This window comes from Streptomyces sp. NPDC006314, from assembly GCF_040613075.1.
GTDB lineage: Bacteria > Actinomycetota > Actinomycetes > Streptomycetales > Streptomycetaceae > Streptomyces.
Genome location: NZ_JBEXRL010000010.1, coordinates 169,935 through 193,279 on the forward strand (window position 1 = coordinate 169,935; position 23,345 = coordinate 193,279).

General features: G+C 71.0%; 20 protein-coding genes and 1 riboswitch. Of the genes, 11 read left to right on the top strand and 9 right to left on the bottom strand.

Annotated elements, in window-relative coordinates; translation table 11 throughout:
* Positions 1–188: 188 nt before the first annotated feature.
* From ABZ079_RS20370 to ABZ079_RS20390, 5 genes are all read left to right on the top strand, one after another.
* Positions 189–1,424: a sensor domain-containing protein gene (locus ABZ079_RS20370; RefSeq protein ID WP_356940814.1), complete on the top strand. Its 1,236-nt coding sequence runs from the start codon at positions 189–191 to the stop codon at positions 1,422–1,424.
* Positions 1,425–1,604: 180 nt separating this feature from the next.
* The gene (locus tag ABZ079_RS20375; protein WP_356940815.1) at positions 1,605–2,948 is read left to right on the top strand and encodes a sensor domain-containing protein; all 1,344 of its coding nucleotides are present in this window, start codon (positions 1,605–1,607) and stop codon (positions 2,946–2,948) included.
* A gap of 296 nt (positions 2,949–3,244) precedes the next feature.
* On the top strand, positions 3,245–3,934 hold the full coding sequence (locus tag ABZ079_RS20380; RefSeq protein WP_356940816.1) for a response regulator transcription factor: 690 nt from the start codon (positions 3,245–3,247) through the stop codon (positions 3,932–3,934).
* A gap of 307 nt (positions 3,935–4,241) precedes the next feature.
* On the top strand, positions 4,242–6,170 hold the full coding sequence (locus ABZ079_RS20385; protein ID WP_356940817.1) for a 2-oxoacid:acceptor oxidoreductase subunit alpha: 1,929 nt from the start codon (positions 4,242–4,244) through the stop codon (positions 6,168–6,170).
* Positions 6,163–7,224, top strand: coding sequence for a 2-oxoacid:ferredoxin oxidoreductase subunit beta (locus ABZ079_RS20390; RefSeq protein WP_356940818.1), 1,062 nt, complete (start codon positions 6,163–6,165; stop codon positions 7,222–7,224). The genes ABZ079_RS20385 and ABZ079_RS20390 overlap by 8 nt, the downstream gene beginning before the upstream one ends.
* A 13-nt stretch (positions 7,225–7,237) precedes the next feature.
* On the opposite strand, the gene ABZ079_RS20395 is transcribed toward ABZ079_RS20390, so the two are convergent.
* The gene (locus tag ABZ079_RS20395; protein WP_356940819.1) at positions 7,238–7,642 is read right to left on the bottom strand and encodes a helix-turn-helix domain-containing protein; all 405 of its coding nucleotides are present in this window, start codon (positions 7,640–7,642) and stop codon (positions 7,238–7,240) included.
* Positions 7,643–7,750: 108 nt separating this feature from the next.
* Here ABZ079_RS20395 and ABZ079_RS20400 point away from each other — a divergent pair, with 108 nt between their 5' ends.
* From ABZ079_RS20400 to ABZ079_RS20410, 3 genes are all read left to right on the top strand, one after another.
* Positions 7,751–8,605 (top strand): SDR family oxidoreductase, encoded by an 855-nt coding sequence (locus ABZ079_RS20400; RefSeq protein ID WP_356940820.1) that lies wholly within the window; start codon positions 7,751–7,753, stop codon positions 8,603–8,605.
* A gap of 117 nt (positions 8,606–8,722) precedes the next feature.
* Entirely contained in the window at positions 8,723–9,745 is a 1,023-nt protein-coding gene (rarD, locus tag ABZ079_RS20405) for an EamA family transporter RarD (protein WP_356940821.1), read from the top strand.
* A gap of 100 nt (positions 9,746–9,845) precedes the next feature.
* Positions 9,846–10,322, top strand: coding sequence for a VOC family protein (locus ABZ079_RS20410; protein ID WP_356940822.1), 477 nt, complete (start codon positions 9,846–9,848; stop codon positions 10,320–10,322).
* Positions 10,323–10,388: 66 nt separating this feature from the next.
* On the opposite strand, the gene ABZ079_RS20415 is transcribed toward ABZ079_RS20410, so the two are convergent.
* Complete coding sequence (locus tag ABZ079_RS20415) at positions 10,389–11,498, bottom strand: hypothetical protein (RefSeq protein WP_356940823.1); 1,110 nt, start codon at positions 11,496–11,498, stop codon at positions 10,389–10,391.
* A 204-nt stretch (positions 11,499–11,702) separates the two neighbouring features.
* Here ABZ079_RS20415 and ABZ079_RS20420 point away from each other — a divergent pair, with 204 nt between their 5' ends.
* Positions 11,703–12,290 (top strand): NAD(P)H-dependent oxidoreductase, encoded by a 588-nt coding sequence (locus ABZ079_RS20420; protein ID WP_356940824.1) that lies wholly within the window; start codon positions 11,703–11,705, stop codon positions 12,288–12,290.
* Between the two features lie 27 nt (positions 12,291–12,317).
* Here the strand turns inward: ABZ079_RS20420 and ABZ079_RS20425 are convergent, their stop codons facing one another.
* From ABZ079_RS20425 to ABZ079_RS20440, 4 genes are all read right to left on the bottom strand, one after another.
* On the bottom strand, positions 12,318–13,199 hold the full coding sequence (locus ABZ079_RS20425) for an ABC transporter permease (RefSeq protein WP_356940825.1): 882 nt from the start codon (positions 13,197–13,199) through the stop codon (positions 12,318–12,320).
* The gene (locus ABZ079_RS20430) at positions 13,186–14,193 is read right to left on the bottom strand and encodes an ABC transporter ATP-binding protein (protein ID WP_356940826.1); all 1,008 of its coding nucleotides are present in this window, start codon (positions 14,191–14,193) and stop codon (positions 13,186–13,188) included. Before ABZ079_RS20430 ends, ABZ079_RS20425 begins: the two co-directional genes overlap by 14 nt.
* Positions 14,194–14,227: 34 nt before the next feature.
* The gene (locus ABZ079_RS20435) at positions 14,228–15,427 is read right to left on the bottom strand and encodes a DUF2092 domain-containing protein (RefSeq protein WP_356940827.1); all 1,200 of its coding nucleotides are present in this window, start codon (positions 15,425–15,427) and stop codon (positions 14,228–14,230) included.
* A gap of 305 nt (positions 15,428–15,732) precedes the next feature.
* Entirely contained in the window at positions 15,733–16,743 is a 1,011-nt protein-coding gene (locus tag ABZ079_RS20440; RefSeq protein WP_356940828.1) for a polyprenyl synthetase family protein, read from the bottom strand.
* Between the two features lie 704 nt (positions 16,744–17,447).
* A riboswitch (cyclic di-AMP (ydaO/yuaA leader) is annotated at positions 17,448–17,629 on the top strand.
* 3 nt (positions 17,630–17,632) lie between these two features.
* Here ABZ079_RS20440 and ABZ079_RS20445 point away from each other — a divergent pair.
* Positions 17,633–18,118 carry a transglycosylase SLT domain-containing protein gene (locus tag ABZ079_RS20445; protein WP_356940829.1) on the top strand — a complete coding sequence of 162 codons (486 nt, stop codon included), beginning with the start codon at positions 17,633–17,635 and terminating at the stop codon, positions 18,116–18,118.
* Between the two features lie 105 nt (positions 18,119–18,223).
* Here ABZ079_RS20445 and ABZ079_RS20450 read toward each other — a convergent pair whose 3' ends face one another.
* The 3 genes from ABZ079_RS20450 to ABZ079_RS20460 all read right to left on the bottom strand — a co-directional run bounded on the left by ABZ079_RS20450 (position 18,224) and on the right by ABZ079_RS20460 (position 21,724).
* On the bottom strand, positions 18,224–19,036 hold the full coding sequence (locus tag ABZ079_RS20450; RefSeq protein WP_356940830.1) for an HAD family hydrolase: 813 nt from the start codon (positions 19,034–19,036) through the stop codon (positions 18,224–18,226).
* 195 nt (positions 19,037–19,231) lie between these two features.
* The gene (locus ABZ079_RS20455) at positions 19,232–20,434 is read right to left on the bottom strand and encodes an FAD-dependent oxidoreductase (protein WP_356940831.1); all 1,203 of its coding nucleotides are present in this window, start codon (positions 20,432–20,434) and stop codon (positions 19,232–19,234) included.
* Positions 20,435–20,479: 45 nt separating this feature from the next.
* On the bottom strand, positions 20,480–21,724 hold the full coding sequence (locus ABZ079_RS20460) for an ATP-grasp domain-containing protein (RefSeq protein WP_356940948.1): 1,245 nt from the start codon (positions 21,722–21,724) through the stop codon (positions 20,480–20,482).
* Between the two features lie 307 nt (positions 21,725–22,031).
* On the opposite strand from ABZ079_RS20460, the gene fahA reads away from it, so the two are divergent.
* Complete coding sequence (gene fahA, locus ABZ079_RS20465; protein WP_356940832.1) at positions 22,032–23,249, top strand: fumarylacetoacetase; 1,218 nt, start codon at positions 22,032–22,034, stop codon at positions 23,247–23,249.
* Positions 23,250–23,345: the final 96 nt, after the last annotated feature.

Consider the following 23,345-nt stretch of genomic DNA (forward strand, 5'->3'; position numbering starts at 1 on the left):
TGAACTCTGTGATGCAACGTATTTCGAGGATCTGTACGGACGGGAGTCTAGGCCCTGATAAAGAAACGGTAAGCAGCCCGTCACGCCGTGAGACGCGGGGCAGGGGTCCTGGGTGGGGATTTCCCCCCTCGGCGGAGGGCGGCGTACCGCATGGCGCGACAGGTGCCGCGCGCGGCAGGCTGACCGGTATGACCGCTCCCAGCTCCGCCGCCGACCGGACCGACGGCACCGACCGGACCGACGACATCGACCGGACCGACGACATCGACCGGACCGACGGCGCCAACCGCCGGCCCCGGCCCCGGCCGGCCTACGACGCGCACACCTGGAAGGAGATCGCGCACCTCCTGCTGAACCTGCCGGTGGCGGTGTTCGGCTTCACCTACGTGTTCGCCGTGCTGATCACCGGGGGGACACTCACCCTCACCGTGATCGGCCTGCCGCTGCTCGCGCTCTGCCTGCTGGGCGCACGGCAGCTGGGGAAGCTGGAACGGGCCCGCGCCCGGAAGCTGCTCGGGGTGCGGGTGGAGGAGCCGACGCCGCTGCCGATCGCGAAGAGCGGAGGGCTGGTGCAACGGCTGTGGATGGCGCTGAAGGACCCGGTGGGCTGGCGGACGCTGCTGTACGACGCCATCCGGCTGCCCTGGGGCATCCTCACCTTCTGTACCGTGCTGGCCTCGCTGTTCGTTCTGTGGCCGGTGCTGCCGTATCTCGCGCGGGCGCTCGCGAACGTCGACCGGGCGATGGTGCGGGGGCTGCTGTCGCCCTCGGACGAGCTGGAACGCCGGATCGCCGAACTGGAGTCCGACCGGGGGGTCGTGGTCGACACGGCGGCGGCGGACCTGCGCCGGATCGAGCGTGACCTGCACGACGGGGCCCAGGCCCGGCTGGTCAACCTGGCGATGGGCCTCGGGCTGGCCAAGGAGAAGCTGCTGGAGGACCCCGACGCCGCGGCGGCGATGGTCGACGAGGCGCACGGCGAGGTGAAACTGGCCCTGCAGGAGCTGCGCGACCTGGCCCGGGGCATCCATCCGGCGGTACTCACGGACCGGGGTCTGGACGCGGCCCTGTCCTCGGTCGCCTCCCGCTGCACGGTGCCGGTGGAGGTGACCGCGGACCTGCCGGCCCGGCCGGCGGAGGCCATCGAGGGCATCGCCTACTTCACCGTCTCCGAGCTGCTGCAGAACATCAGCAAGCACAGCCGGGCCCGGTCCGCCTCCGTCAACGTGTGGCGCTCCGAGGACCGGCTGCTCATCCAGGTCCGGGACGACGGCCAGGGTGGCGCCCGGCTGGACGGCGGCAGCGGCATGCGGGGCCTCGCGGAGCGGCTGGGCGCGGTGGACGGCCTGTTCGTGCTCGACTCGCCGGCAGGTGGTCCCACGGTGGTCACCGCGGAACTGCCGTGGCGGGACCGAAAGGCGTAGTCCCCCGCCGGACGTGCCACACCCCGCCGAACATCCGTCCGCACGCCCGTGCCGCCCCCGGGGTGGGGAAAACCCCCGGTCCAAGACGCCGACGGCCTTCATGGCTCGGGGACGCGCGGCGCACGACTCTGGAGCTACGGCTGAACCGCCGCTCGGACGAGGAGAACGGGACGACATTCGATGCCCACGGAGTACGCGCAGGGACACGGGCGAGGACACGGGCAGCCCGCCGGAACCGGGCACCGGCTGTCCGCCGCGCTGCGGGCGCCGTTCGAGGCCCGCAGTTGGCGCGAGTTCGGCTACGTTCTGCTGAGTCTGCCGATCTCCACCGTGCTGTTCACCTGGACCGTGACGATGGCCTCGCTCGGGACGGTCCTGCTGGTGACCTTCCTCGGCATCCCGGTGCTGGCGGCGGCGCTCGCCGGCTGCCGCGGCTTCGGCGTGCTGGAGCGGGCACGGGCGCGCGGGCTGCTCCACCTGGACATGGCCGACCCGGAGCCCCTGCGTGCCCCCAAGCCGGGCGCACTGGCCTGGATGGGCGCGGTCCTCAAGAGCGGCGCCTCCTGGCGGCAGCTGCTGTACGCGCTGGTGCAGTTCCCGTGGGCGGTGTTCTCGTTCTCGGCGGCCCTGAGCTTCTGGACCGCCGGCTGGGCACTGCTGGCGTATCCGCTGTGGTTCTGGGTGTTCCCGGCGTACGCCGGGACCGGCGGTGTGCAGTTGTACGGCGACGAGCACCACAGCGTCTATCTCGACAACCCGTTCGAGATCACCGTGACCGCGCTGGTCGGGGTGCTGTTCACCCTGGTCACGCCCTGGCTCGTACGGGCGCTGACGACCGTGGACGGGCTGCTCGTACGGGGGTTGCTCGGGCCGTCGTTGCTGTCGGCGCGGGTGGTGGAGCTGGAGTCGGACCGGGGGGTCGTGGTCGACACGGCCGCGGCCGACCTGCGGCGCATCGAGCGGGACCTGCACGACGGGGCGCAGGCCCGGCTGGTGGGCCTGGCCATGGATCTGGGGCTGGCGAAGGAGAAGCTCCGGGAGGATCCGCAGGCTGCGGCGCGGATGGTGGAGGAGGCGCACGGCAAAGTGAAGACGGCATTGCAGGAGCTGCGCGATCTCGCGCGGGGCATTCATCCGGCCGTGCTGACCGACCGGGGTCTGGACGCGGCCCTGTCCGCGGTCGCCGCCCGCTGCGCGGTGCCGGTGCGGGTCGAGGTCGACCTGCCCGCCCGGCCGGTCCCGGCCACCGAGGGCATCGCCTACTTCACGGTGTCCGAGCTGCTGCAGAACATCAGCAAGCACAGCCGGGCCCGGTCCGCATCCGTCGACGTGTGGCGCTCCGAGGACCGGCTGATGCTGCAGGTGATCGACGACGGTGTGGGCGGCGCGGACGTCTCACGGGGCTCGGGCCTGGCCGGACTGGCCGGTCGCCTGGACGCGGTGGACGGCATCCTTATCGTGGACTCGCCGGCCGGCGGCCCCACCCGCGTGATCGCGGAACTGCCCTGGCGGACATCCGCATGAGGCGGACACCGGTGTGATGCCGCTGCCTCCCTGGCACTCCGCCGACACCGTCGGTGGCCACGGTCCCACCGGTCCCCTGCCTCCGGGCCGATCCCCTGCCTCCGGCCTCCTTGCTCCTTGCTCCGGCCTCCTTGCCCCGGGCCGCTTGCACGGGATGCCCACCACGGGATCCCCTCCCACATGATCATGGCCCCCTCTGTATTCCCAGGTCCTGCGGCGGCGCGGCCCGAATGCTGGAATGCTGGACTTCCGTATGGACGCGGGTCGGGGAGCGGGCGGCGTCGCAGCAACGGGCTATGGGGGGCCGAAAGATCGTGGAGGACAGGGTGCGGGTGGTCATCGCCGAGGATTCAGTGCTGCTCAGGGAGGGCCTGACCCGGCTGCTGACCGACCGCGGGCACGATGTGGTGGCCGGCGTCGGGGACGCGGACGCGCTGGTGAAGACCATCGCCGACCTGGATGCAACGGGCGCGCTGCCCGACGTGGTGGTGGCGGACGTACGGATGCCGCCGACCCACACCGACGAGGGCGTGCGGGCGGCCGTGACGCTGCGCAAGGCGCACCCGGGGCTGGGGGTGCTGGTGCTGTCGCAGTACGTGGAGGAGCGTTACGCCACCGAGCTGCTGGCCGGTTCCAGCCGGGGCGTGGGTTATCTGCTCAAGGACCGGGTGGCGGAGGTGCGCGAGTTCGTCGACGCGGTGGTGCGGGTGGCCGAGGGCGGTACGGCGCTGGACCCGGAGGTGGTCGCGCAGCTGCTCGGCCGCAGCCGCAAGCAGGACGTGCTGGCAGGGCTCACCCCGCGCGAGCGCGAGGTGCTCGGGCTGATGGCCGAGGGGCGTACGAATTCGGCGATCGCCCGGCAGCTGGTGGTCAGCGACGGGGCCGTGGAGAAGCACGTCAGCAACATCTTCGTGAAGCTCGGTCTGGCCCCGAGCGACGGCGATCACCGGCGCGTGCTGGCCGTTCTCACCTATTTGAACTCATAACGGATGCATCTGGACCCGTAACGGACGACCACCGTGTCGGCGGCGCGGCCCTGCCGCTCCGCTCCTCGCCAGGCGGGCACCCGGACGGGAGCGGAAGGAGAGAACCGGGGACGCGCGGGGAGCGCCTTGAGGAGCGCTTGAGAGATGCGGGACATCATGGGAGGTCAGCGCGACACGCCGTCTCGAAACGTCATCCGATCCGTGGATGACCTCGGGAAGGCGACCCTGACCGACGTAGGGTTGATCCTGGGATGGTCCGTGGGACAGACCACGCCCCGGACAGCCGCCTCGAAGGAGGTCCAGTTCAGTGACCAGCCAGGTCAGCAGCCCAGCGGAGCACACCGACGGAACGGTTGTAGGAGAGCAGCGCAAACCGGGCGGAGCCAAGGACGTGCGGCGCCTGGACCGGGTGATCATCCGGTTCGCGGGGGACTCGGGTGACGGCATGCAGCTCACCGGTGACCGCTTCACCTCGGAGACCGCCTCCTTCGGTAACGACCTCTCCACCCTGCCGAACTTCCCCGCCGAGATCCGCGCCCCCGCCGGTACCCTGCCCGGCGTCTCCTCCTTCCAGCTCCACTTCGCCGACCACGACATCCTCACCCCCGGCGACGCGCCGAACGTGCTGGTCGCGATGAACCCGGCGGCGCTGAAGGCGAACATCGGCGATCTGCCGCGCGGCGCCGAGATCATCGTCAACACGGACGAGTTCACCAAGCGGGCGCTGCAGAAGGTGGGCTACGCCAGTTCACCGCTGGAGGACGGCACACTCGACGGCTACAGCCTCCATCCGGTGCCGCTGACCACGCTCACGGTCGAGGCGCTGAAGGAGTTCGACCTCTCCCGCAAGGAGGCCGAGCGCAGCAAGAACATGTTCGCGCTGGGCCTGCTGAGCTGGATGTACCACCGGCCCACCGAGGGCACCGAGAAGTTCCTGAGGTCGAAGTTCGCGAAGAAGCCGGACATCGCGGAGGCCAACATCGCCGCGTTCCGGGCGGGCTGGAACTTCGGTGAGACGACGGAGGACTTCGCGGTCTCCTACGAGGTCGCCCCGGCCGCCAAGGCCTTCCCGGTCGGCACCTACCGGAACATCTCCGGCAACCTCGCCCTGGCCTACGGTCTGATCGCGGCCTCGCAGCAGGCGGACCTGCCGCTGTTCCTGGGCTCGTACCCGATCACGCCGGCCTCGGACATCCTGCACGAGCTGAGCAAGCACAAGAACTTCGGTGTGCGGACCTTCCAGGCGGAGGACGAGATCGCGGGCATCGGCGCGGCGCTGGGCGCGGCGTTCGGCGGCTCGCTGGCGGTCACGACCACGTCCGGACCGGGTGTGGCGCTCAAGAGCGAGACGATCGGGCTCGCGGTCTCCCTGGAACTGCCGCTGCTGATCGTCGACATCCAGCGCGGCGGCCCGTCCACCGGCCTGCCGACCAAGACCGAGCAGGCGGACCTGCTGCAGGCGATGTACGGCCGCAACGGCGAGGCCCCGGTCCCGGTGGTCGCGCCCAGAACCCCGGCGGACTGCTTCGACGCGGCGCTGGAGGCGGCCCGGATCGCGCTGACGTACCGGACCCCCGTCTTCCTGCTCTCCGACGGCTACCTGGCCAACGGCTCCGAGCCGTGGCGGATTCCGGAGCTGGACGAACTGCCGGACCTGCGCGTGCGGTTCGCCTCGGGCCCGAACCACACGCTTCAGGACGGCACCGAGGTCTTCTGGCCGTACAAGCGGGATCCGCAGACCCTCGCCCGGCCGTGGGCGATCCCCGGCACACCGGGTCTGGAGCACCGCATCGGTGGCATCGAGAAGCAGGACGGCACGGGCAGCATCTCCTACGACCCGGCCAACCACGACCTCATGGTCCGCACCCGCCAGGCCAAGGTCGACGGCATCGAGGTCCCGGACATCGAGGTGGACGACCCGCACGGCGCGAAGACGCTGGTGCTGGGCTGGGGCTCGACGTACGGCCCGATCACGGCGGCGGTACGGCGGCTGCGCGCGGCCGGCGATTCGATCGCGCAGGCGCACCTGCGCCACCTCAACCCCTTCCCGCGCAACCTCGGACGTGTGCTGGAGCAGTACGACAAGGTGGTGGTCCCGGAGATGAACCTGGGGCAGCTGGCCACCCTGATCCGGGCGAAGTACCTGGTCGGCGCCCGCTCCTACAACCAGGTCAACGGCATGCCGTTCAAGGCGGAGCAGCTCGCCGCGGCGCTGAAGGAGGCCATCGATGACTGACGCCACCAACCGGCTGCTGCAGCTGGTCCCCAAGGCCGAAGCCAAGCAGTCGATGAAGGACTTCAAGTCGGACCAGGAGGTGCGCTGGTGTCCGGGCTGCGGTGACTACGCGATCCTGGCCGCCGTGCAGGGCTTCATGCCCGAGCTGGGGCTGGCCAGGGAGAACATCGTCTTCGTCTCCGGTATCGGCTGCTCCTCCCGCTTCCCGTACTACATGAACACCTACGGGATGCACTCCATCCACGGCCGCGCCCCGGCGATCGCGACCGGCCTGGCCTCCTCCCGCCGGGACCTGAGCGTGTGGGTCGTCACCGGGGACGGCGACGCGCTGTCCATCGGCGGCAACCACCTGATCCACGCGCTGCGCCGCAATGTGAATCTGAAGATCCTGCTGTTCAACAACCGGATCTACGGCCTGACCAAGGGCCAGTACTCGCCGACCTCCGAGGTCGGCAAGATCACCAAGTCGACGCCGATGGGCTCGCTGGACGCGCCGTTCAACCCGGTGTCGCTGGCGATCGGCGCGGAGGCGTCCTTCGTGGCGCGCACGATCGACTCCGACCGCAAGCATCTGACCGAGGTGCTGCGCGCCGCCGCCGACCACCCGGGCACGGCCCTGATCGAGATCTACCAGAACTGCAACATCTTCAACGACGGTGCCTTCGACGCCCTGAAGGACAAGCAGCAGTCCGACGAGGCGCTGATCCGCCTCGAGCACGGGCAGCCGATCCGGTTCGGCTCCGACGGAACGCGCGGCGTCGTACGGGACCGGCAGACCGGTGATCTGAGGGTGGTGACGGTGACCCCGGAGAACGAGGCGGACATCCTCGTCCACGACGCGCACGCCGCGTCCCCGACGACCGCCTTCGCGCTGTCCCGGCTGGCCGACCCGGACACCCTGCACCACACCCCGATCGGTGTCTTCCGCTCGGTGGAACGGCCGGTGTACGACACGGCGATGGCCGATCAGCTCGACACCGCGATCGAACAGCGCGGCAAGGGCGACCTGGCCGCGCTGCTCGCCGGCGGTGACACCTGGACGGTCGTCGGCTGAGTTCTTCGCTGGTTCACGAGGCCCGGGACTTCAGTTCCCGGGCCTCGTCGTAGGCCCGGCGGGCCTTCTCCACCTCGCCCATGCGGTCTTGGGTCCACTGGGCCAGGGAGCGCACCTGCTCCGCCGCCTCGCGGCCGAGGGCGGTGAGCGAGTAGTCGACGCGGGGCGGGATGACCGGCTTGGCGTCCCGGTGGACCAGGCCGTCGCGCTCCAGCGTCTGGAGGGTCTGGGTGAGCATCTTCTCGCTGACACCCCGGCCGCCGAACCGGCCGACCGCCCGGCGCAGCTCGCTGAAGCGGTACGGCCGATCGAGCAGCTCGATCAGGACGAGGACCCCCCAGCGGCTGGTGACGTGTTCCAGCACGAGGCGGTGGGGACACAGCGCCTCCGCGTCCGCGCCCTGCTTACTTACCAACATGCCAGTACCTTACTCCAAAGTGGGTACTTTCGCTTGGTTAGCGCCCATCTTAGGGTGAGCGACATACGGCATCCGCTGTCCTCACCGCATCCCAAGGAGTTCCGCATCATGAGCATCGTCGTCACCGGCGCCACCGGGCACCTCGGCCGCCTCGTCGTGGAGCAGTTGCTGGAGAAAGTCCCGGCGGAGCAGATCACCGCGGTCGTGCGCGACGAGAAGAAGGCCGCCGGCCTAGCGGCCCGCGGAGTGAGGCTCGCCGTCGCCGACTACAACGCGCCCGAGACCTTCGACGGCCTCTTCGCGGCCGGTGACAGGGTCCTGCTGATCTCGGGCAACGAGTTCGACAGGGGCCGGGTGCGGCAGCACAAGGTCGTCATCGACGCGGCCAAGGCGGCGGGCGTGGCCCTGCTCGCGTACACCAGCGCCCCGGGCGGCCTGACGGCCGCACTGGCGGACGACCACCGGGCCACCGAGGAGGTGCTGCTGGCCTCCGGTCTGCCGTACAGCCTGCTGCGCAACGGCTGGTACCACGAGAACTACACCGAGAACCTGGCCCCGGTGCTGGAGCACGGTGCGGTCGTCCAGGCCGCCGGTGAGGGCCGGGTCTCCTCGGCCTCCCGCGCCGACTACGCGGCCGCCGCCGTCGCCGTACTGACCGGTGAGGGCCACCGGAACACGACGTACGAGCTGGGCGGCGACGAGGCGTGGGGCTTCGCCGAGTACGCGGCCGAGCTGAGCCGGCAGACCGGCAAGGAGATCGTCTACGACGAGGTCTCCGTCGACGCCTTCGCCGGCATCCTGACCGGCGCCGGGCTGCCCGCGCCGCTGGCCGCGATCCTGGCCGGCGTCGACGCCTCGATCGAGAAGGGCGAACTGGTGGTCACCTCCGGCGACCTGTCCCGCCTGATCGGCCGCCCGACCACCCCCCTCTCGCAGGCGATCACTGCCGCACTCAACGGCTGAAATCCCCCGCGCGGGTCGGACGCCCTCCTGTCATGACCGTATGCCGATACGGGCATGACAGGTGGGGGCGCTCGGCGCTACCTTCGTTCTCGTGGCTGACATGAGAGGGAGGGGCCCGTGGCCGGGACGTCCAAGGGTGAGCACCGGATAGGCCTGCTGAACGGCTTCGCCGCCTACGGCATGTGGGGGCTGGTGCCTCTGTTCTGGCCGCTGCTCAAGCCCGCCGGGGCGACGGAGATCCTCGCCCACCGCATGGTCTGGTCCCTGGTTTTCGTCGCCGTCGCCCTGCTCTTCGTACGACGCTGGTCCTGGGCCGGGGAACTGCTGCGCCAGCCGCGGCGGCTCGGGCTCATCGCCGTGGCGGCAACCGTCATCACCGTGAACTGGGGCGTCTACATCTGGGCCGTGAACTCCGGCCACGTCGTCGAGTCCTCCCTCGGATACTTCATCAACCCGCTGGTCACCATCGCCATGGGCGTCCTGCTCCTGAAGGAGCGCCTGCGGCCCGTGCAATGGGCGGCGGTCGCGACCGGCCTCGCCGCCGTGGTCGTCCTGACCGTCGGCTACGGCCGCCCGCCGTGGATCTCGCTCTCCCTCGCCTTCTCGTTCGCCACCTACGGTCTGGTGAAGAAGAAGGTCGGCCTCGGTGGGGTGGAGTCACTGGCCGCCGAGACCGCGATCCAGTTCCTGCCCGCCCTCGGCTATCTGCTGTGGCTGATCGCACACGGTGACTCCAGCTTCGTCGACGACGGAGCCGGGCACGCCGCCCTGCTCGCCTCCACCGGCATCGTCACCGCGCTGCCGCTGGTCTGTTTCGGCGCGGCGGCGATCCGCGTGCCGCTGTCCACGCTCGGCCTGCTGCAGTACCTGGCCCCCGTCTTCCAGTTCCTGCTCGGCGTCCTCTACTTCCACGAGGCCATGCCGCCCGAGCGCTGGGCCGGGTTCGCGCTGGTCTGGCTGGCGCTGGTGCTTCTCACGGGCGACGCGCTGCGCTCCGCGCGCCGGGTGGCCCGCACGCTCGCCCGGGAGACCGTCGTGCCCAGCGGCTCCCTGGTGGCCCGGACCGAGGAACACCAGGGTGAGATCGCGGCGGCACGGGTGGCGTACGACGCACGGGAGACGCGGACGGAGGCGGGCTGAGCGCTGCGGCGTCGCGGGACCGGTGACACCGGACCCGGTTCGCAGCCGGCGATACGGAACCGGCTCGTCCGGTGGCCGGCCACGGCTATAAGTGGTCACCATGACCCAGACACCCGCACCCACGCCCGCTCCGCTGCACTGGAAGCTCGTCATCGACGCGGGCGACCCGCACGCCCAGGCCGACTTCTGGGCGGCCGCCCTGCGCTACACGGCCGAGGACAACAGCGCCCTGGTCGAACGGCTGCTGTCCCTCGGCGCGCTGCCCGGTGAGGCCACCGTCGAGTACCACGGCCGCCCCGCCTTCCGCGACCTGATCGCCGTACGCCACCCCGACGACCCCTACGATCCGGAGACCGGCACCGGGCTGGGGCGGCGGCTGTTGTTCCAGCGCGTGCCGGAGGCCAAGACCGTCAAGAACCGGCTCCATCTCGACCTGCACACCGGCGAGGGGCTGCGCGCGCACGAGGTGGCCCGGCTGGAAGCGCTGGGCGCGCGGGTGCTGCACGAGGTGAAGGAGCCCTCCGGCACGTGGGTGGTGATGGCGGACCCGGAGGGCAACGAGTTCTGCGTGCAGTAGTCCCGCGTCCACCGGTCCTGCTGCCGTGTGCCGCCGGCACGAGTACCGCCCGCACCCACCTGCCGGCTACGCCTGTGCGGCGCGGGCCGCCCGGTCGGTCAGGCGGAGCATGCGGGCGCGGGCGGACTCCAGGGGGCGCGGGTCGTCGGCCGCCGGGCCCGGCTCTGCGGTGAGGTCGGTCCACAGGTCGATCAGGTCCCGGCCCATCCGCAGTCCCTCCTCAGGGTCGCGCACCGCACGCCAGGCGGTCGCCGCGCTCTGCACGTTGCCGTAGGCCGCCGCCGTGTCCCGCGCGTGGCGGCGCAGCCGGGCGAGGTCCAGGGACAGATGGAAGGCACGGACCGGATCGCCTGCCAGATAGGCGATGTACGCCATCAGTTCACGCAGGTGCAGTACCTCGACGTGGTGGGGGCCCAGCACGGCGGACGCCTCGGTGACCGTGCGGTCGGCGAGTTCCGCCGCCGCGTCGATATGGCCCTCCCGCACGGCCTCGTTGATCCGCGTCATCGGCTCGGTGAGCAGTTCGGCCCCCTCAGCGGTCTCGGTCACGGGCCCGTCGCCGAGTACCTCCTCGGCGACGGCGTCGAATCCTCGGGGCGGGGTGTGGGTGGAGGCGGAGGAGAACTCTGATCCGGCGGACACGGAGACGGGGGCGGATGCCGCTTGCGGTGCCGGCGCGGGTGTGGCGGCTGGGCCCGCGGCCCTGGCCGGCGGCACGTCGGAGCAGGTCACCGGCGCGTCTGCCAGCGCCGTCGGCGCCTCGGCGACGGCCGCCGGCGCGTCCATGACGGGCGGGGGCCCGAACTGCCCCGCCGGCGTCCGCACCCTCCCGGTCGGCAGGGGCTGCGGCTCCGGAGCCACATCCACCGCCCCCGGCTCGGAGGTCACCCGAACCGGCTCCCCCGTCACCCGGCTGGAGCCGTCGGCCGAGACCTCCAGGGGGACCACGCAGCCCGCGCGATCGTCCTGAACGGTGGCGCGTACCGGGGTGCCGAGGCTGATCGCCAGACGCTGGAGGTGGTTCAGGACGGCCTGCTGGATCTGCTCGCCCGGTGCCGCCACGACGGATGTCCCGTCCACCGACGCGCCTCCCGAGCCGAACACCCGGACGGCCACCACCGCCGGATGCGCCGCGGGCTGCTGCGCCCGCTTCTTCTCGAAGCTGAGTCGAGACATCGGCTTTCCTCACTCCCCCGGCGTCGCGATCCGGTCGTACGCGTCCTGCCGACCAGTGTGTCGGCTTCCCCACGGCTTCCGCGTCACCGCGACGTCACAGCCTCGCACCAGCCGCACCGTGGAGACATTTTGCCGCTGTGCATGCGTGTGCATATGATGCACACGCCTGTATTTGCAGCACGATACCGCTCTCCTGGGGGACCCATGAGTCGCCGCTTCCTCTTCGTCCTGGGCAGCGCCCGCGCCGAGGGCAACACCGAGTTCCTGGCCCGCAGGGCCGCCGAACAGCTTCCCGGTGACGTCGAACAGCACTGGATCCGCCTCGCCGAGCACCCTCTGCCGGATTTCGTGGACCTCAGGCACGACAGCGACCGCGTACGGCCGCCCTCGGACAACTCCATCGGCCTGCTGCTGGACGCCACGCTCGCGGCCACCGACATCGTGATCGCCTCGCCGCTGTACTGGTACTCCGTGTCCGGCCTCACCAAGACCTATCTGGACTACTGGTCCGCCTGGTTGCGCACCCCGGACCTCGGCTTCAAGGCGACGATGACCGGCCGCACGCTCTGGGGCGTCGCCGCACTCGCGGACCGCGAGCCGTCGGTCGCCGATCCCTACGTGGGCACCCTCAACAACTCGGCCGCCTACATAGGGATGCGCTTCGGCGGCGTTCTGCTGGGCAACGGCAGCGGGCGCGGCGACGTACTGAAGGACGCCGAGGCGCTGGCGCGCGCGAAGACGTTCTTCGCGCAGGACGCGCCCTTCGCGCGCTTCCCGTACGAGACGGCGTGAGGGCAGGGGGAGTTGCGCGCCGGGACCTCAGGCGCTGATGTCCTTCGCCGTGAACCGCGCCCAGGCCGCCGAGCCGAACACGGCCGCGTACAGGGCCTGCAGGCCCAGGTTTTTCACCAGGTCGTCCCAGTAGACGGGGTCGCGCATCAGGTCGGCGAAGGACAGCCAGTAGTGCGAGAAGAAGTACGGCTGGAGCGCGTGCAGCTGAGGTATCTGGTCGAGGATCTGGACGGTGATGAGCAGGCCGACGGTGGTCGCCATCGCCGCGATGCCGCTGTTGGTGAGGGTCGACACGAACAGGCCGAGTGCGGCCACCCCGACCAGTGACGTGGCGACGACCAGGGCGATCAGCAGGGCCCGGCCGAGTCCCTCGGTGAAGCTGATCCGGGTGCCGGAGATCGTCATCAGATCACCGAGCGGGAAGAGCAGGGCGCCGACGATCAGCGCCGAGCCGGCGACGACCAGCGTGGCCAGTACGCAGAACGTCATCACGGTCGTGTACTTGGTCAGCAGCAGGCGGGTGCGCCCGGCCGGGGCGACCAGCAGATAGCGAAGGGTGCCCGCGCCCGCCTCGCCCGCGATCGCGTCACCCGCGACGACGCCGACGGCCATCGGCAGGAAGAACGGCAGGGTCGCGGCCAGCGCCGTGAACACCAGGAACAGGCCGTTGTTGGTGATCTGGGTGATGAACGCCGGGCCCTCGCCGCCGCCCCGGCCCCCCGGCGAGCCGCCCGTCTCGATCTTCACCGCGATCCCGACCAGCACCGGCACCGCGGCCAGCACCCCGAGCAGGGCGAGCGTACGCCAGCGGCGGAGCGTGGTGACGATCTCGCTGCGCAGCAGCCCGAAGGTCCACAGGGGACTCGGCCGGCGTACGGCCGGCGCCGGAATCGCCTCAGCCCGCGACATCGAAGCCCTCCCCCGTCAGTGCCACGAACGCGTCCTCCAGCGAGGCCCGTTCGAGTGTGAAGCCCCGGACGCGCACTCCCGCGGTGACCAGGGCCGCGTTCACCTCGGCGAGGTCCCGCGCCGGCGGCTCGCCGGTGACCCGGTCGCCGTCGGCGATGACGTCCCCGACGCCCTGCTCCTTGAGCACCCGGGCCGCCTCGGCCGCGTCCGGGGTGGTCACCACCAGCCGGCCGCGCGCTCCGGCCGCCAGGTCGGCCACCGCGCCCTGGGTGACGAGCCGGCCCTGCGCCATGACCGCGGCATGGGTGCACACCTGCTCGATCTCGTCGAGGAGGTGGGAGGAGAGGAAGACGGTCGTGCCGTCGGCGGCCAGCTCCCTGATCAGGGTGCGGATCTCGCGCATGCCCTGCGGGTCGAGCCCGTTGGTCGGCTCGTCCAGGACGAGCAGCCTGCGCGGCTGGAGCAGCGCGGCGGCGAGACCCAGGCGCTGTTTCATGCCCAGCGAGTACGCCTTCGCCTTCTTGCCCGCGGCCGCCGCGAGCCCCACCCGGTCCAGTGCGGCGGCGACGCGGGCGCGCCGGGTGCGGGGGTCGGCGGTCGGGTCGGCGGCGTCGTAGCGCAGCAGATTGTCCCGGCCGGAGAGGAAGCCGTACAGCGCGGGCCCCTCGATGAGCGCGCCGACCTGTGGGAGGACGGCACGGGCCGCCCGGGGCATGGGGCGGCCCAGCACGCGGGCCGTTCCCGCGGTCGGCTCGATCAGCCCCATCAGCATGCGGATGGTGGTGGTCTTGCCGGATCCGTTCGGGCCGAGGAAGCCGAAGACGCTGCCCGCCGGGACGGTCAGGTCGAGACCGTCGACGGCGAGTTGTCCGCCGCGGTAGCGCTTGGTGAGGCCGCGCGTGGCGATGACGCCCGCCCGCGCGTCCCCCGGTTCACGCTCCGACGCGTCCTCCGGGTCACGCTCCTCCCGCTGCGTGGCGGACGGTGCGTCCATCGGCTCCCCCTCGATCGGTCGTGCCCAGGAAGGGTTACTTCCCCGCGTCCGCCGCCTTCACGAGGGCGTCCTTGGTCACCGCGCCGGCGTAGACCTTGCCGTCGTCGGTGATCAGGGCGTTGACCAGGCGGGTGGAGAAGACCGTGCCCTTGCCGAACGTGCCGGAGACCTTGTCCCCGAGCGAGCCGAGGAAGCCGCCGAGGTCACCGCCCTGGGCGCCGGTCGGCAGGCCGCCTTCGGCGCCGGTGTCGAAGGTGGCGACGGACGTCCAGCCCTTGCCGAGGACCGTGGCCCCGTCCAGGCCCTTGCCGAAGTCCTCGCCGGCCTTCGGGGCGTGCTCCCGCGCCTTGGCCTCCTTGTCCTCCTCGGTGACCTTCGCGCCCTTGGGCGGGGTGAAGTCAAAGGTGGAGGCGGCCGGCTCGGCGAAGGAGACCTGGGTGAAGCCGGCGTCAACGACGGCTGCGCCGCCGTTCTTCGGGGTCAGCGTGAACTTCAGCGGCAGACCCGTCTTCGCGTCCACGGCGATGCTGATCGCGCCGACCGTGGTGCCGGACTGCCTGGGCTTGATCAGCAGCTTGTAGGCGTCGCGGCCGGCGACCTGCGCGGTGCCGTCGACCGTGACGGACGTGGTGTCGTCCACCGACTTCAGGGCCTCGTCGGCGAAGTCCTTGGGCGTGGCCGGCGGCTCCGCCTTGCGGTCCTTGCCGGAGCCGGCCGCGGTGGAGTGGTAGACCTCGTTGCTCTTGCTGTCGTAGCCCCACACGTCCTTGCCGTCGTGGATGAGGCTGTACTCGGCGCCCTGCTCCAGCAGGGACAGCTTCTGCCGGTCCGGGCCGTCGGCCGCCACGCGCAGGGTGTGCGAGCCGGTGACCAGTTCGGTGAGCTTGGACTGCGGGTCGGCGGAGGAGCCGTCGCCGGAGCCCTCCGCCGCCCTGGAGGCGATGCCGCTCTCCAGGCCGCCGAGGTTGGGCAGACCCAGGTCGGTGCTGATCCTCACGGTGCCGGACAACTGCTGCACGTCCGACTTGGCGATCTTCTCGATGAGCTGCTGTGCGCTGATCCTGGGCAAATCGGGGTCACCGGAGTCGGCGAGCGCCGGGACCAGCCCGATCGTGGCCGCCGCCACCCCCACCACCGCGACCGGGACGGCGTACCGGGCGGCCTTGCGGCGGCCGGAGCGCACGTCCTCGTCCCACGCGGCGCCCACTGCGTCGTCGGATTCGTACGGTGCCATGTGTGCCTTACCTCCGTCGTCGGCGGCGGCTTTCCTCACGCTGGTCCACCTGAGCCGCCATTCTCACCCGAATCGGTGAGGAGTGGTGATTTCCTGTGGTTTCCATCTGACCAAATCAGCCATGAGGAAGCGTCAGACCTTGGAGGCAACTCCGTGTCCGCCTGCGGTATGACACGCAGGGGCGGCAGCTCCCCCGACCCGTAGGGGTCGCACCGCGGCCGTACGACCGAGCTGCGGGAACCGTGCGGGAGGAGCACCGTCCGAATGCGCTGCCCCGGCGGGGCCGGCGGGGCTAGCCGGCGGAGCTAGCCGGCGCGGTGCACCACCGCGTCGCACAGCTCGAGCAGGGCCGCCTTGGCATCGCACTCCGGCAGCGGCGCCAGCGCGCCCCGTGCCTCCTCCGCGTACCGGACGGTGTCCCGGCGGGCCTGCTCCAGCGCGGGGTGCGCGCGCAGCGCGGTCAGCGCCTCGGCGTGCCGGGCGTCGTCGCTGAGGTCGGAGTCCAGCAGCTCGCACAGCGCGATGTCCTCGGGCAGCCCGAGCCGGGCGGCACGCTCGCGCAGCCGGAGCACGGGCAGGGTGGGGATGCCTTCGCGCAGGTCGGTGCCCGGGGTCTTGCCGGACTCGTGGGAGTCGGAGGCGATGTCCAGGACGTCGTCCGCGAGCTGGAAGGCGACCCCGAGCCGTTCGCCGTACTGGGTGAGTACGTCGACGACCGTGTCGTCGGCGCCGGACATCATCGCGCCGAACCGGCACGAGACCGCCACCAGGGAGCCCGTCTTGCCGCCGAGCACGTCCAGGTAGTGCTCGACCGGGTCACGGCCGTCCGAGGGGCCGGCGGTCTCCAGGATCTGGCCCGTGACCAGCCGTTCGAAGGCGAGGGCCTGTACCCGGACCGCCTCGGGGCCCAGGTCGGCGAGGATCTGGGAGGCGCGCGCGAAGAGGAAGTCGCCGGTGAGGACCGCGACGGAGTTTCCCCAGCGGGTGTTGGCGCTGTCCACGCCACGCCGCACGGCCGCCTCGTCCATGACGTCGTCGTGGTACAGGGTGGCGAGGTGGGTCAGCTCCACGACCACGGCCGACGGCACCACGCCCGGCGCGTAGGGGTCGCCGAACTGCGCCGCGAGCATCACGAGCAGCGGCCGGAACCGCTTCCCGCCGGCTCGCACGAGGTGCTGTGCGGCCTCCGTGATGAACGGGACCTCGCTCTTGGTGGCCTCGAGCAAGCCTTCCTCGACAGCCGCCAATCCGACCTGGACATCGGCTTCCAGAGCCTGGTCCCGCACGCTCAGCCCGAACGGCCCGACGACGGTCACGAGGGGTCTCCTGTCTGCTGGTGTCTGCTGGCGATTACACGGTTTGTCGATAGGTCGCTGCCATCACTCAAGTCAGCGTATCCGGTCCCCTTTCGATCACCGATAGCGCCCACCGGTCCAGCCCGGGCGGTATCGGGTCGTGACCGATATGGTTCCGATGAGCTGGTAAGGAGAGACATTCACTGACTTAATCCGAACCTGCGCGTTTTGTCGCGAACCGCGGGGTGAGCGGAGTAACGCCCGCGCCACAGCCGAGGAACCCGCCATCGCCACCCCGGCCGGCGCCACGGGCACATGATCACACCCCCATCCACCCGAATCCGCCCAGACGGCCCACCTCCCTCCGCACACCGCCCCCTCCGCAGGTCGCCACCACTACGAGAACGAGGGGCGCTGCGGCACGGGCTCGACCGCCACCCGAACTCAGGCGCGAATCACCTGAATCCCCCATGTCTGATTTACTGCATTTTGCTATTTCGTGAATTGGGTCACGCGCCGCCATGGGCCGCACCCTCCGCCCATGGACCGCTTTCCCCTTGCGGCATCGGCCAGTTGAGAGTTGGCGACCGCAAAGGATCAAGTGCCTCATACGGCACAGATCAAGGTCAAATAGTGCGTTGTATGAATCCAGTACTTGTTCCCGACATGTGCTCTCGCATACGTTCCGGGCCGTCGGGCGGAACGCCGAATCCTGCCGCCGCCCGCGTAACCCATCGACGAACTCATTCGTACGGCAGGAGCGGGGGACCCAGGTAAGCCGCTGGACCGGACGGCACGTGCCGCACCGGAACGGCTAGGGGTGAAGCCGTGCCTCCTTCGGGGCGCGGCCGGGCACCTCCCCGCCCGAACCCGACAGCTCACCTCGCAGGCGACGGAGAGGAACTTCCCCATGCCTGCTGCCACTCAGTACCGCCGCACCCGGAACAACCGCATCGTCCGCGCCCTCGCCGCCGTCGGCACCGGCGCCGCCGTCCTCGCGCTGCCGCTCATCGGCGCGACCAGCGCCTCCGCGGCCGGCACCACGACCACCGCGGCCACCACCACCGCCGGATACCCGAACAACCTCGACGGCTGGATCCGCGAGTCGCTCGCGATCATGGCCGAGAAGCGCATCCCCGGTACCTACAACGGCATCTACCGCAACATCATCCGGGAGTCGTCGGGCAACCCGATGGCCATCAACCTCTGGGACTCCAACGCGGCCAAGGGCATCCCGTCCAAGGGCCTGCTCCAGGTCATCGACCCGACCTTCAACGCCTACCACGTGGCCGGAACGTCGTTCAACATCTACGACCCGGTCGCCAACATCACCGCCGCCTGCAACTACGCGGCCGCGCGGTACGGGTCGATCGACAACGTGTTCGGCGCGTACTGACCCACGGCGGGCCGGCGCCTGACACTCGGCGGACCGGTGCGCTCCGGCACCTGACGGACCGGCGCGCACCGGCCCCGGGCCGACGGCGGCGTACTGAAATCCCGGTCAGTCGGTCGGGAAGAGTCTTTCGAGGACGACGGCGATGCCGTCGTCCTCGTTCGACAAGGTGATCTCGTCGGCCACCGCCTTGAGTTCGGGATGCGCGTCGGCCATGGCGACCCCGCGTCCGGCCCAGTCGAACATCGGGATGTCGTTCGGCATGTCCCCGAAGGCCAGGGCCTGTTCGGGGCGGATCCCGAGCCGCTCGGCGGCCAGCGCCAGCCCGGTCGCCTTGGTCACCCCGCACGGCTGCAGCTCCACGGTCCCCGGCCCCGACATGGTGACGGTCGCCAGCGAGCCCACCACCGCGCGCGCGACGGCCGCCAACTCGTCGTCGGACAGGTCGGCGTGACGCAGCAGCACCTTGCTGATGGGCTCGCACCACAGGTCGTCGCGTCGGCCGACCCGTACCGCGGGCAGGGTCGGGTGCGGCATCAGGTACCCGGGTTCGATGAGCGTAAGCCCGTCCACGCCGTCCTGGTCGACGGCCGCGTGGACCTGTCCCACCTCTGCCTCGATCTTGCCGAGCGCGGTCTCGGCCAGTTCCCGGTCCAGCCGGACCGACCACAGCAGGCGGTCGGCGGCGGCGTCGTAGACCTGAGCGCCCTGTCCGCACACCGCGAGCCCCGTGCAGCCCAGGTCGGCCAGCAGGGGCCGCACCCGCGGGGCCGGTCGGCCCGTCACCACCAGGTGCCGGGCACCCGCCCGCGCCACCCGCGCGAGCGCGGCCAGCGACCGGTCGGAGACGGTGTCGTCGCCGCGCAGCAGCGTCCCGTCCAGGTCGGTGGCGATCAGTGCATACGCGGGGGAGGGTGCCATGATCAGAGAATACGGACACCGCGCCCGGCCGACTCATCGTCCTTTCCCCGCACTACGTGCTGCTCGGCCCCCAGTGGTGCCTGCCGCCCCTTTGATGGTGGAGGTGCTGCGGAGGGAGGTGTCGGTGAGCGAGACGGGGAGAGCCGGCGCGGACGACTGCTTCTCGCCGTAGTGGTCGGCCTCCCCGCGAAGAAGTCAGCCGTGGGCCGCGGCCAGGTGTTTCGTCAGGCGGGGGGAGGCGAACTCCGTGCCGCAGACGAAGCGCATCACCGGGCCGTACGAGGACGCCGCCGGGAGACCGGTGAAGTACAGGCCGGGTTCGGAGGAGACGTAGCCGGGGCCGAGCTTCGGGGTGCCGCGGCTCACCGCGAGCCGGGTGCGCAGCCCGTGGCCGAGGAAGTCCATCGCCGCGATGTCGACGCGGTAGCCGGTGGCGGCGATGACGTGGTCGGCGGTGATCCGCCCGGTCCGGCCGCCGAGGGAGCGGACGGTGAGGACGGGGCTGCCGTCCGGGGCCTCGGCGGCCACGAGCCGCTCGATCTCCTGGACCTGCACGCTGCTCTCGAAGCGCTCGCGCAGCCACCAGGCGCCGAGCGGACCGAGGACCCGGCGGACCAGGTAGTGACGGGTGGTCTCGGGCAGGTAGCGGTAAGGGTGCGGGTAGCGGCTGAGCGCCCACAGCGACCAGGCACGGCCGAACGGGGACTCGGGGCGGAACCTGGGCTGGTCCCAGGGCGGGGCGCCGAAGGCGACCCGGCCGCGCCCGCGCGCGACCACCCGCACCCGGGCGCCCGCCTCGGCCGCGAGCGCCGCCGTCTCCAGCGCGGACTGGCCCGCGCCGATCACGATCAGCTCCTTGCCGGCGAACCGGCCGAGGTCGTGGTGCTGGGCGCTGTGCGAGACCGGGCCCGTCGGAGCGGGACCGTCGGCCGCCGCTTCGGCCAACTCCGCCGGGAGATGGGCCAGGCCGGACAGACCGGTGGCGACGACGACCGCGCGCGCGGTGAACGACTCACCCGAGTCCAGCTTGAGTTCGAAGCCGCCGCTCTTGTCACGGTCGACGGAGACGACACGCACCCGCTCCAGGTCGGGGACGAGCTTCTGCTGGAACCACTCGCCGTAGGCGATGAACGTCTCCACCGGGATGATGTCCTCGTCGGTGACCAGGCGGCGGATGCCGGCCGCGTCGCAGTAGTCGGCGAGGGTGTGGCCGGGCTGCGGGCAGTCGAGGTTCGAGGCGACGGGGGTCGACTTCAGAAGCATGCCCTCGGGCATGTGGTCGCGCCAGCTGACCATGGGGTCACCGAAGACGCGGACGGGGATGCCGCGCGCCCGCAGATGGGCGGCGGTGGACAGGCCGAACGGCCCGGCCCCGACGACTGCAACCGGTCGAATCACGAAGTCCCTCCCCAGAGACACGGTGCGCCACCTTCGTGGCCTTGCCTACTTCGTGGATGTGCCGTTGCCGCGGTGGTTGGTCCGCCACAGCTGATAGAGGTGCTTCGCGCCCGGGCGCACGAAGCGGGCGAGCATCGTGAGGAACGGCAGCGGGTCGTCACCCGCGAGCCAGGCCAGCTCCGTCCCGCTCGCCTTCGCCGGCGCGTGCGGCGTCGTGTAGCCGCTGCGGCGGTAGGCGAGGAGGGCGGGAAGGTCGATGTTCTCCACGATGTAGCGGTGACCGGTGCGCTGTTCCCCCTCGGGAACGGCGCGGCCGGTCAGATCCAGGTGCATCGCACGGACCACGTCCACACCCGACTCGTTCTCGAAGAGCCGGAACTGGGCGCCCATGCGCGGGTTGAAGTCGAGGAGCTTGTACTGTCCGTCGCGCCGGTCGAAGCGCAGGTCGAGGTCGATGATGCCGCTGAAGCCGATCTGCTTGATGAAACGAGCGGCGAGGTCGGCGAGTTCCGGGTTGTCGACGACGTACGCGTGCGCCGTCATGCCCGCGTGCGGCGGCCAGGAGCGGACCTTGACTCCGGTGAACAGCGCGAGGGGGCTGGAGTCCCGGTCGAAACAGGCATGCACGATCCAGTCCTCGGCCTCCTCGCGCGGCAGGTATTCCTGGAGGATCACGCCGGGTTCCTCGCCCCAGCCCCGGGCGAGTGTGAGCAGGCCCTCGCGGGTGGCGATCCTCGTGGTGCCGTTCACGGCCGGCTGTCTGCGCCGGACGAACGCCTCACGGTTCTTGGCCACCACCGGGAAGCGGGCCGTGTCGGCGAAGACGACGATGTCGTCGTACGAGTGCGGGAACACGGCCGAAGGGCTCGCGATGCCGTGCTCCACGCACAGTTCGTGCAGCCCCTGCTTGCTGGCGAGCCGGCGGGGCAGCGCGGGATCGACCCGCGGGAAGAGAAAGGAACCGGCCAGACCGTCCTGGTGCTCGGCGATCAGTACGGCGGCCTCCTCGTCCGTCGGGATCAGGACGGTCGGGCGGCCGATCCGGCGGCCGATGCGCAGCAGGCCCTCGACCAGATGAGCCGGGTCCTCCGCGCCGGTCGTCGGCCACACGAACGCCTTCTTCAGGTAGCGCGAGGAGGCCGCCGGTGTGTACGCGTCCTCGGTGACCGCGTACATGGGCACGCCCAGGCGGCCCAGACTGCGGATCGCGCCGACGCCGCCGTGGTGCAGCGGGTAGTCGCCGACCTTGACGATCAGCCCCGGCACGTCACGGTCGGCCTCGAACGGCACACTGCCGGCGCTTCCGGCCACGGGTCCCCCCACGTGTCCCCCCAATGGAACGGACCAACCCCGTCCGTGTCCCCCAAAGGACGCTAAGCCGGAATTACCGCCTCCGACAAGGTCCTACTGGACATTGCGAACTCTTTAGTCATCGATCGGGCAACCATTCGAGCACCCCCCCCGGCAACGTTTCGCTCGCTCGACGGGGGGACGCCTGAGGACACTGCCCAAGACGCGCATCCCGGCCGTAACGTGTGCCGCGACCACGTGGAACGCATCGCCATGCATGGCCCGGATGAGAGCGAGGCAGTACCCCATGCCCCCCTTCGACGTCCCCGAGGGCGACCCCTTCGGCCCGCACAACCTCCCCTATGGCGTGTTCTCGCCCAGCGGCAGCACGGAGCGGAGGGTCGGTGTCCGGCTCGGGGACCACGTCCTCGACGCGGGCGCCGCGGCCGCCGCGCTCGGCTCGCCATACGCCTCACTGCTCGCGCAGCCCACCCTCAACGCCCTGCTGGCCGCCGGGCGCACGGCCTGGTCGGAGGTGCGGCGGGCGCTGACGGAGTGGGTGACGGCGCCCTCGCACCGGCCGACGATCGAACCCCTGTTCCATCCCCTGTCGTCGGTGACCCTCCATCTGCCCTTCGAGGTCGCGGACTACGTCGACTTCTACGCCTCGGAGAACCACGCCCGGAACGTCGGCCAGATCTTCCGCCCGGACGCCGAGGACTCCCTGACCCCCAACTGGAAGCACCTGCCGATCGGTTACCACGGCCGCTCCGGCACGGTCGTCGTCTCGGGCACGGACGTCGTACGGCCGTCCGGCCAGCGCAAGGGCCCCGGCGACCCCGCCCCCGTCTTCGGCCCGTCGATCCGGCTGGACATCGAGGCGGAGGTCGGCTTCGTGGTGGGCGTGCCCTCCGAACTGGGCAGCCCGGTCGCGCTCGACGGCTTCCGGGAACACGTCTTCGGGCTGTGCCTGCTGAACGACTGGTCCGCGCGGGACATCCAGGCCTGGGAGTACGTCCCCCTCGGTCCCTTCCTCGGCAAGTCCTTCGCCACCTCGGTGTCGGCGTGGATCACCCCGCTGGAAGCACTGGAACACGCGCGCGTGGCGCCACCGCAGCGCACACACCCGCTGCTGCCCTACCTCGACGACTCGGCCCCGGGGAACGAGCCCAGCGGCTACGACCTGCGCATCTCCGTTGCGATCAACGGCCATGTGGTGTCGGAGCCGCCCTTCTCGACCATGTACTGGACCGCCGCCCAGCAGCTCGCCCACATGACGGTGAACGGCGCCTCGCTGCGCACCGGCGACCTGTACGGCTCGGGCACGGTGAGCGGACCTGAGGAGCGCCAGCGGGGCTCCCTGCTGGAGCTGACCTGGAACGGCCGTGAGCCCCTGGAACTCCCGGACGGCAAGCGCGCCTTCCTGGAGGACGGCGACGTGGTGACGCTGTCGGCATGGGCCCCCGGGGCGGATGGACACCGTGTGGGGCTGGGAGAGGTCAGCGGACGGGTTGTGTCGGGTTGAGCGGCAGCTCGTAGCGAACAACTGAAAGCCCCCGTGGCAAGCGCCTCGTCCTCACCGTCCGACGCCAGCGGTGGGTACGCGCTGCCACGGGGGCTT

Bases quoted from the DNA above. Each gene is read 5' to 3' on its own strand.
- ABZ079_RS20370 (WP_356940814.1), top strand. From the start codon at position 189: ATGACCGCTCCCAGCTCCGCCGCCGACCGGACCGACGGCACCGACCGG.
- ABZ079_RS20375 (WP_356940815.1), top strand. From the start codon at position 1,605: ATGCCCACGGAGTACGCGCAGGGACACGGGCGAGGACACGGGCAGCCC.
- ABZ079_RS20380 (WP_356940816.1), top strand. From the start codon at position 3,245: ATGGGGGGCCGAAAGATCGTGGAGGACAGGGTGCGGGTGGTCATCGCC.
- ABZ079_RS20390 (WP_356940818.1), top strand. From the start codon at position 6,163: ATGACTGACGCCACCAACCGGCTGCTGCAGCTGGTCCCCAAGGCCGAA.
- ABZ079_RS20395 (WP_356940819.1), bottom strand. From the start codon at position 7,642: ATGTTGGTAAGTAAGCAGGGCGCGGACGCGGAGGCGCTGTGTCCCCAC.
- ABZ079_RS20400 (WP_356940820.1), top strand. From the start codon at position 7,751: ATGAGCATCGTCGTCACCGGCGCCACCGGGCACCTCGGCCGCCTCGTC.
- ABZ079_RS20410 (WP_356940822.1), top strand. From the start codon at position 9,846: ATGACCCAGACACCCGCACCCACGCCCGCTCCGCTGCACTGGAAGCTC.
- ABZ079_RS20415 (WP_356940823.1), bottom strand. From the start codon at position 11,498: ATGTCTCGACTCAGCTTCGAGAAGAAGCGGGCGCAGCAGCCCGCGGCG.
- ABZ079_RS20420 (WP_356940824.1), top strand. From the start codon at position 11,703: ATGAGTCGCCGCTTCCTCTTCGTCCTGGGCAGCGCCCGCGCCGAGGGC.
- ABZ079_RS20425 (WP_356940825.1), bottom strand. From the start codon at position 13,199: ATGTCGCGGGCTGAGGCGATTCCGGCGCCGGCCGTACGCCGGCCGAGT.
- ABZ079_RS20430 (WP_356940826.1), bottom strand. From the start codon at position 14,193: ATGGACGCACCGTCCGCCACGCAGCGGGAGGAGCGTGACCCGGAGGAC.
- ABZ079_RS20435 (WP_356940827.1), bottom strand. From the start codon at position 15,427: ATGGCACCGTACGAATCCGACGACGCAGTGGGCGCCGCGTGGGACGAG.
- ABZ079_RS20445 (WP_356940829.1), top strand. From the start codon at position 17,633: ATGCCTGCTGCCACTCAGTACCGCCGCACCCGGAACAACCGCATCGTC.
- ABZ079_RS20450 (WP_356940830.1), bottom strand. From the start codon at position 19,036: ATGGCACCCTCCCCCGCGTATGCACTGATCGCCACCGACCTGGACGGG.
- fahA (WP_356940832.1), top strand. From the start codon at position 22,032: ATGCCCCCCTTCGACGTCCCCGAGGGCGACCCCTTCGGCCCGCACAAC.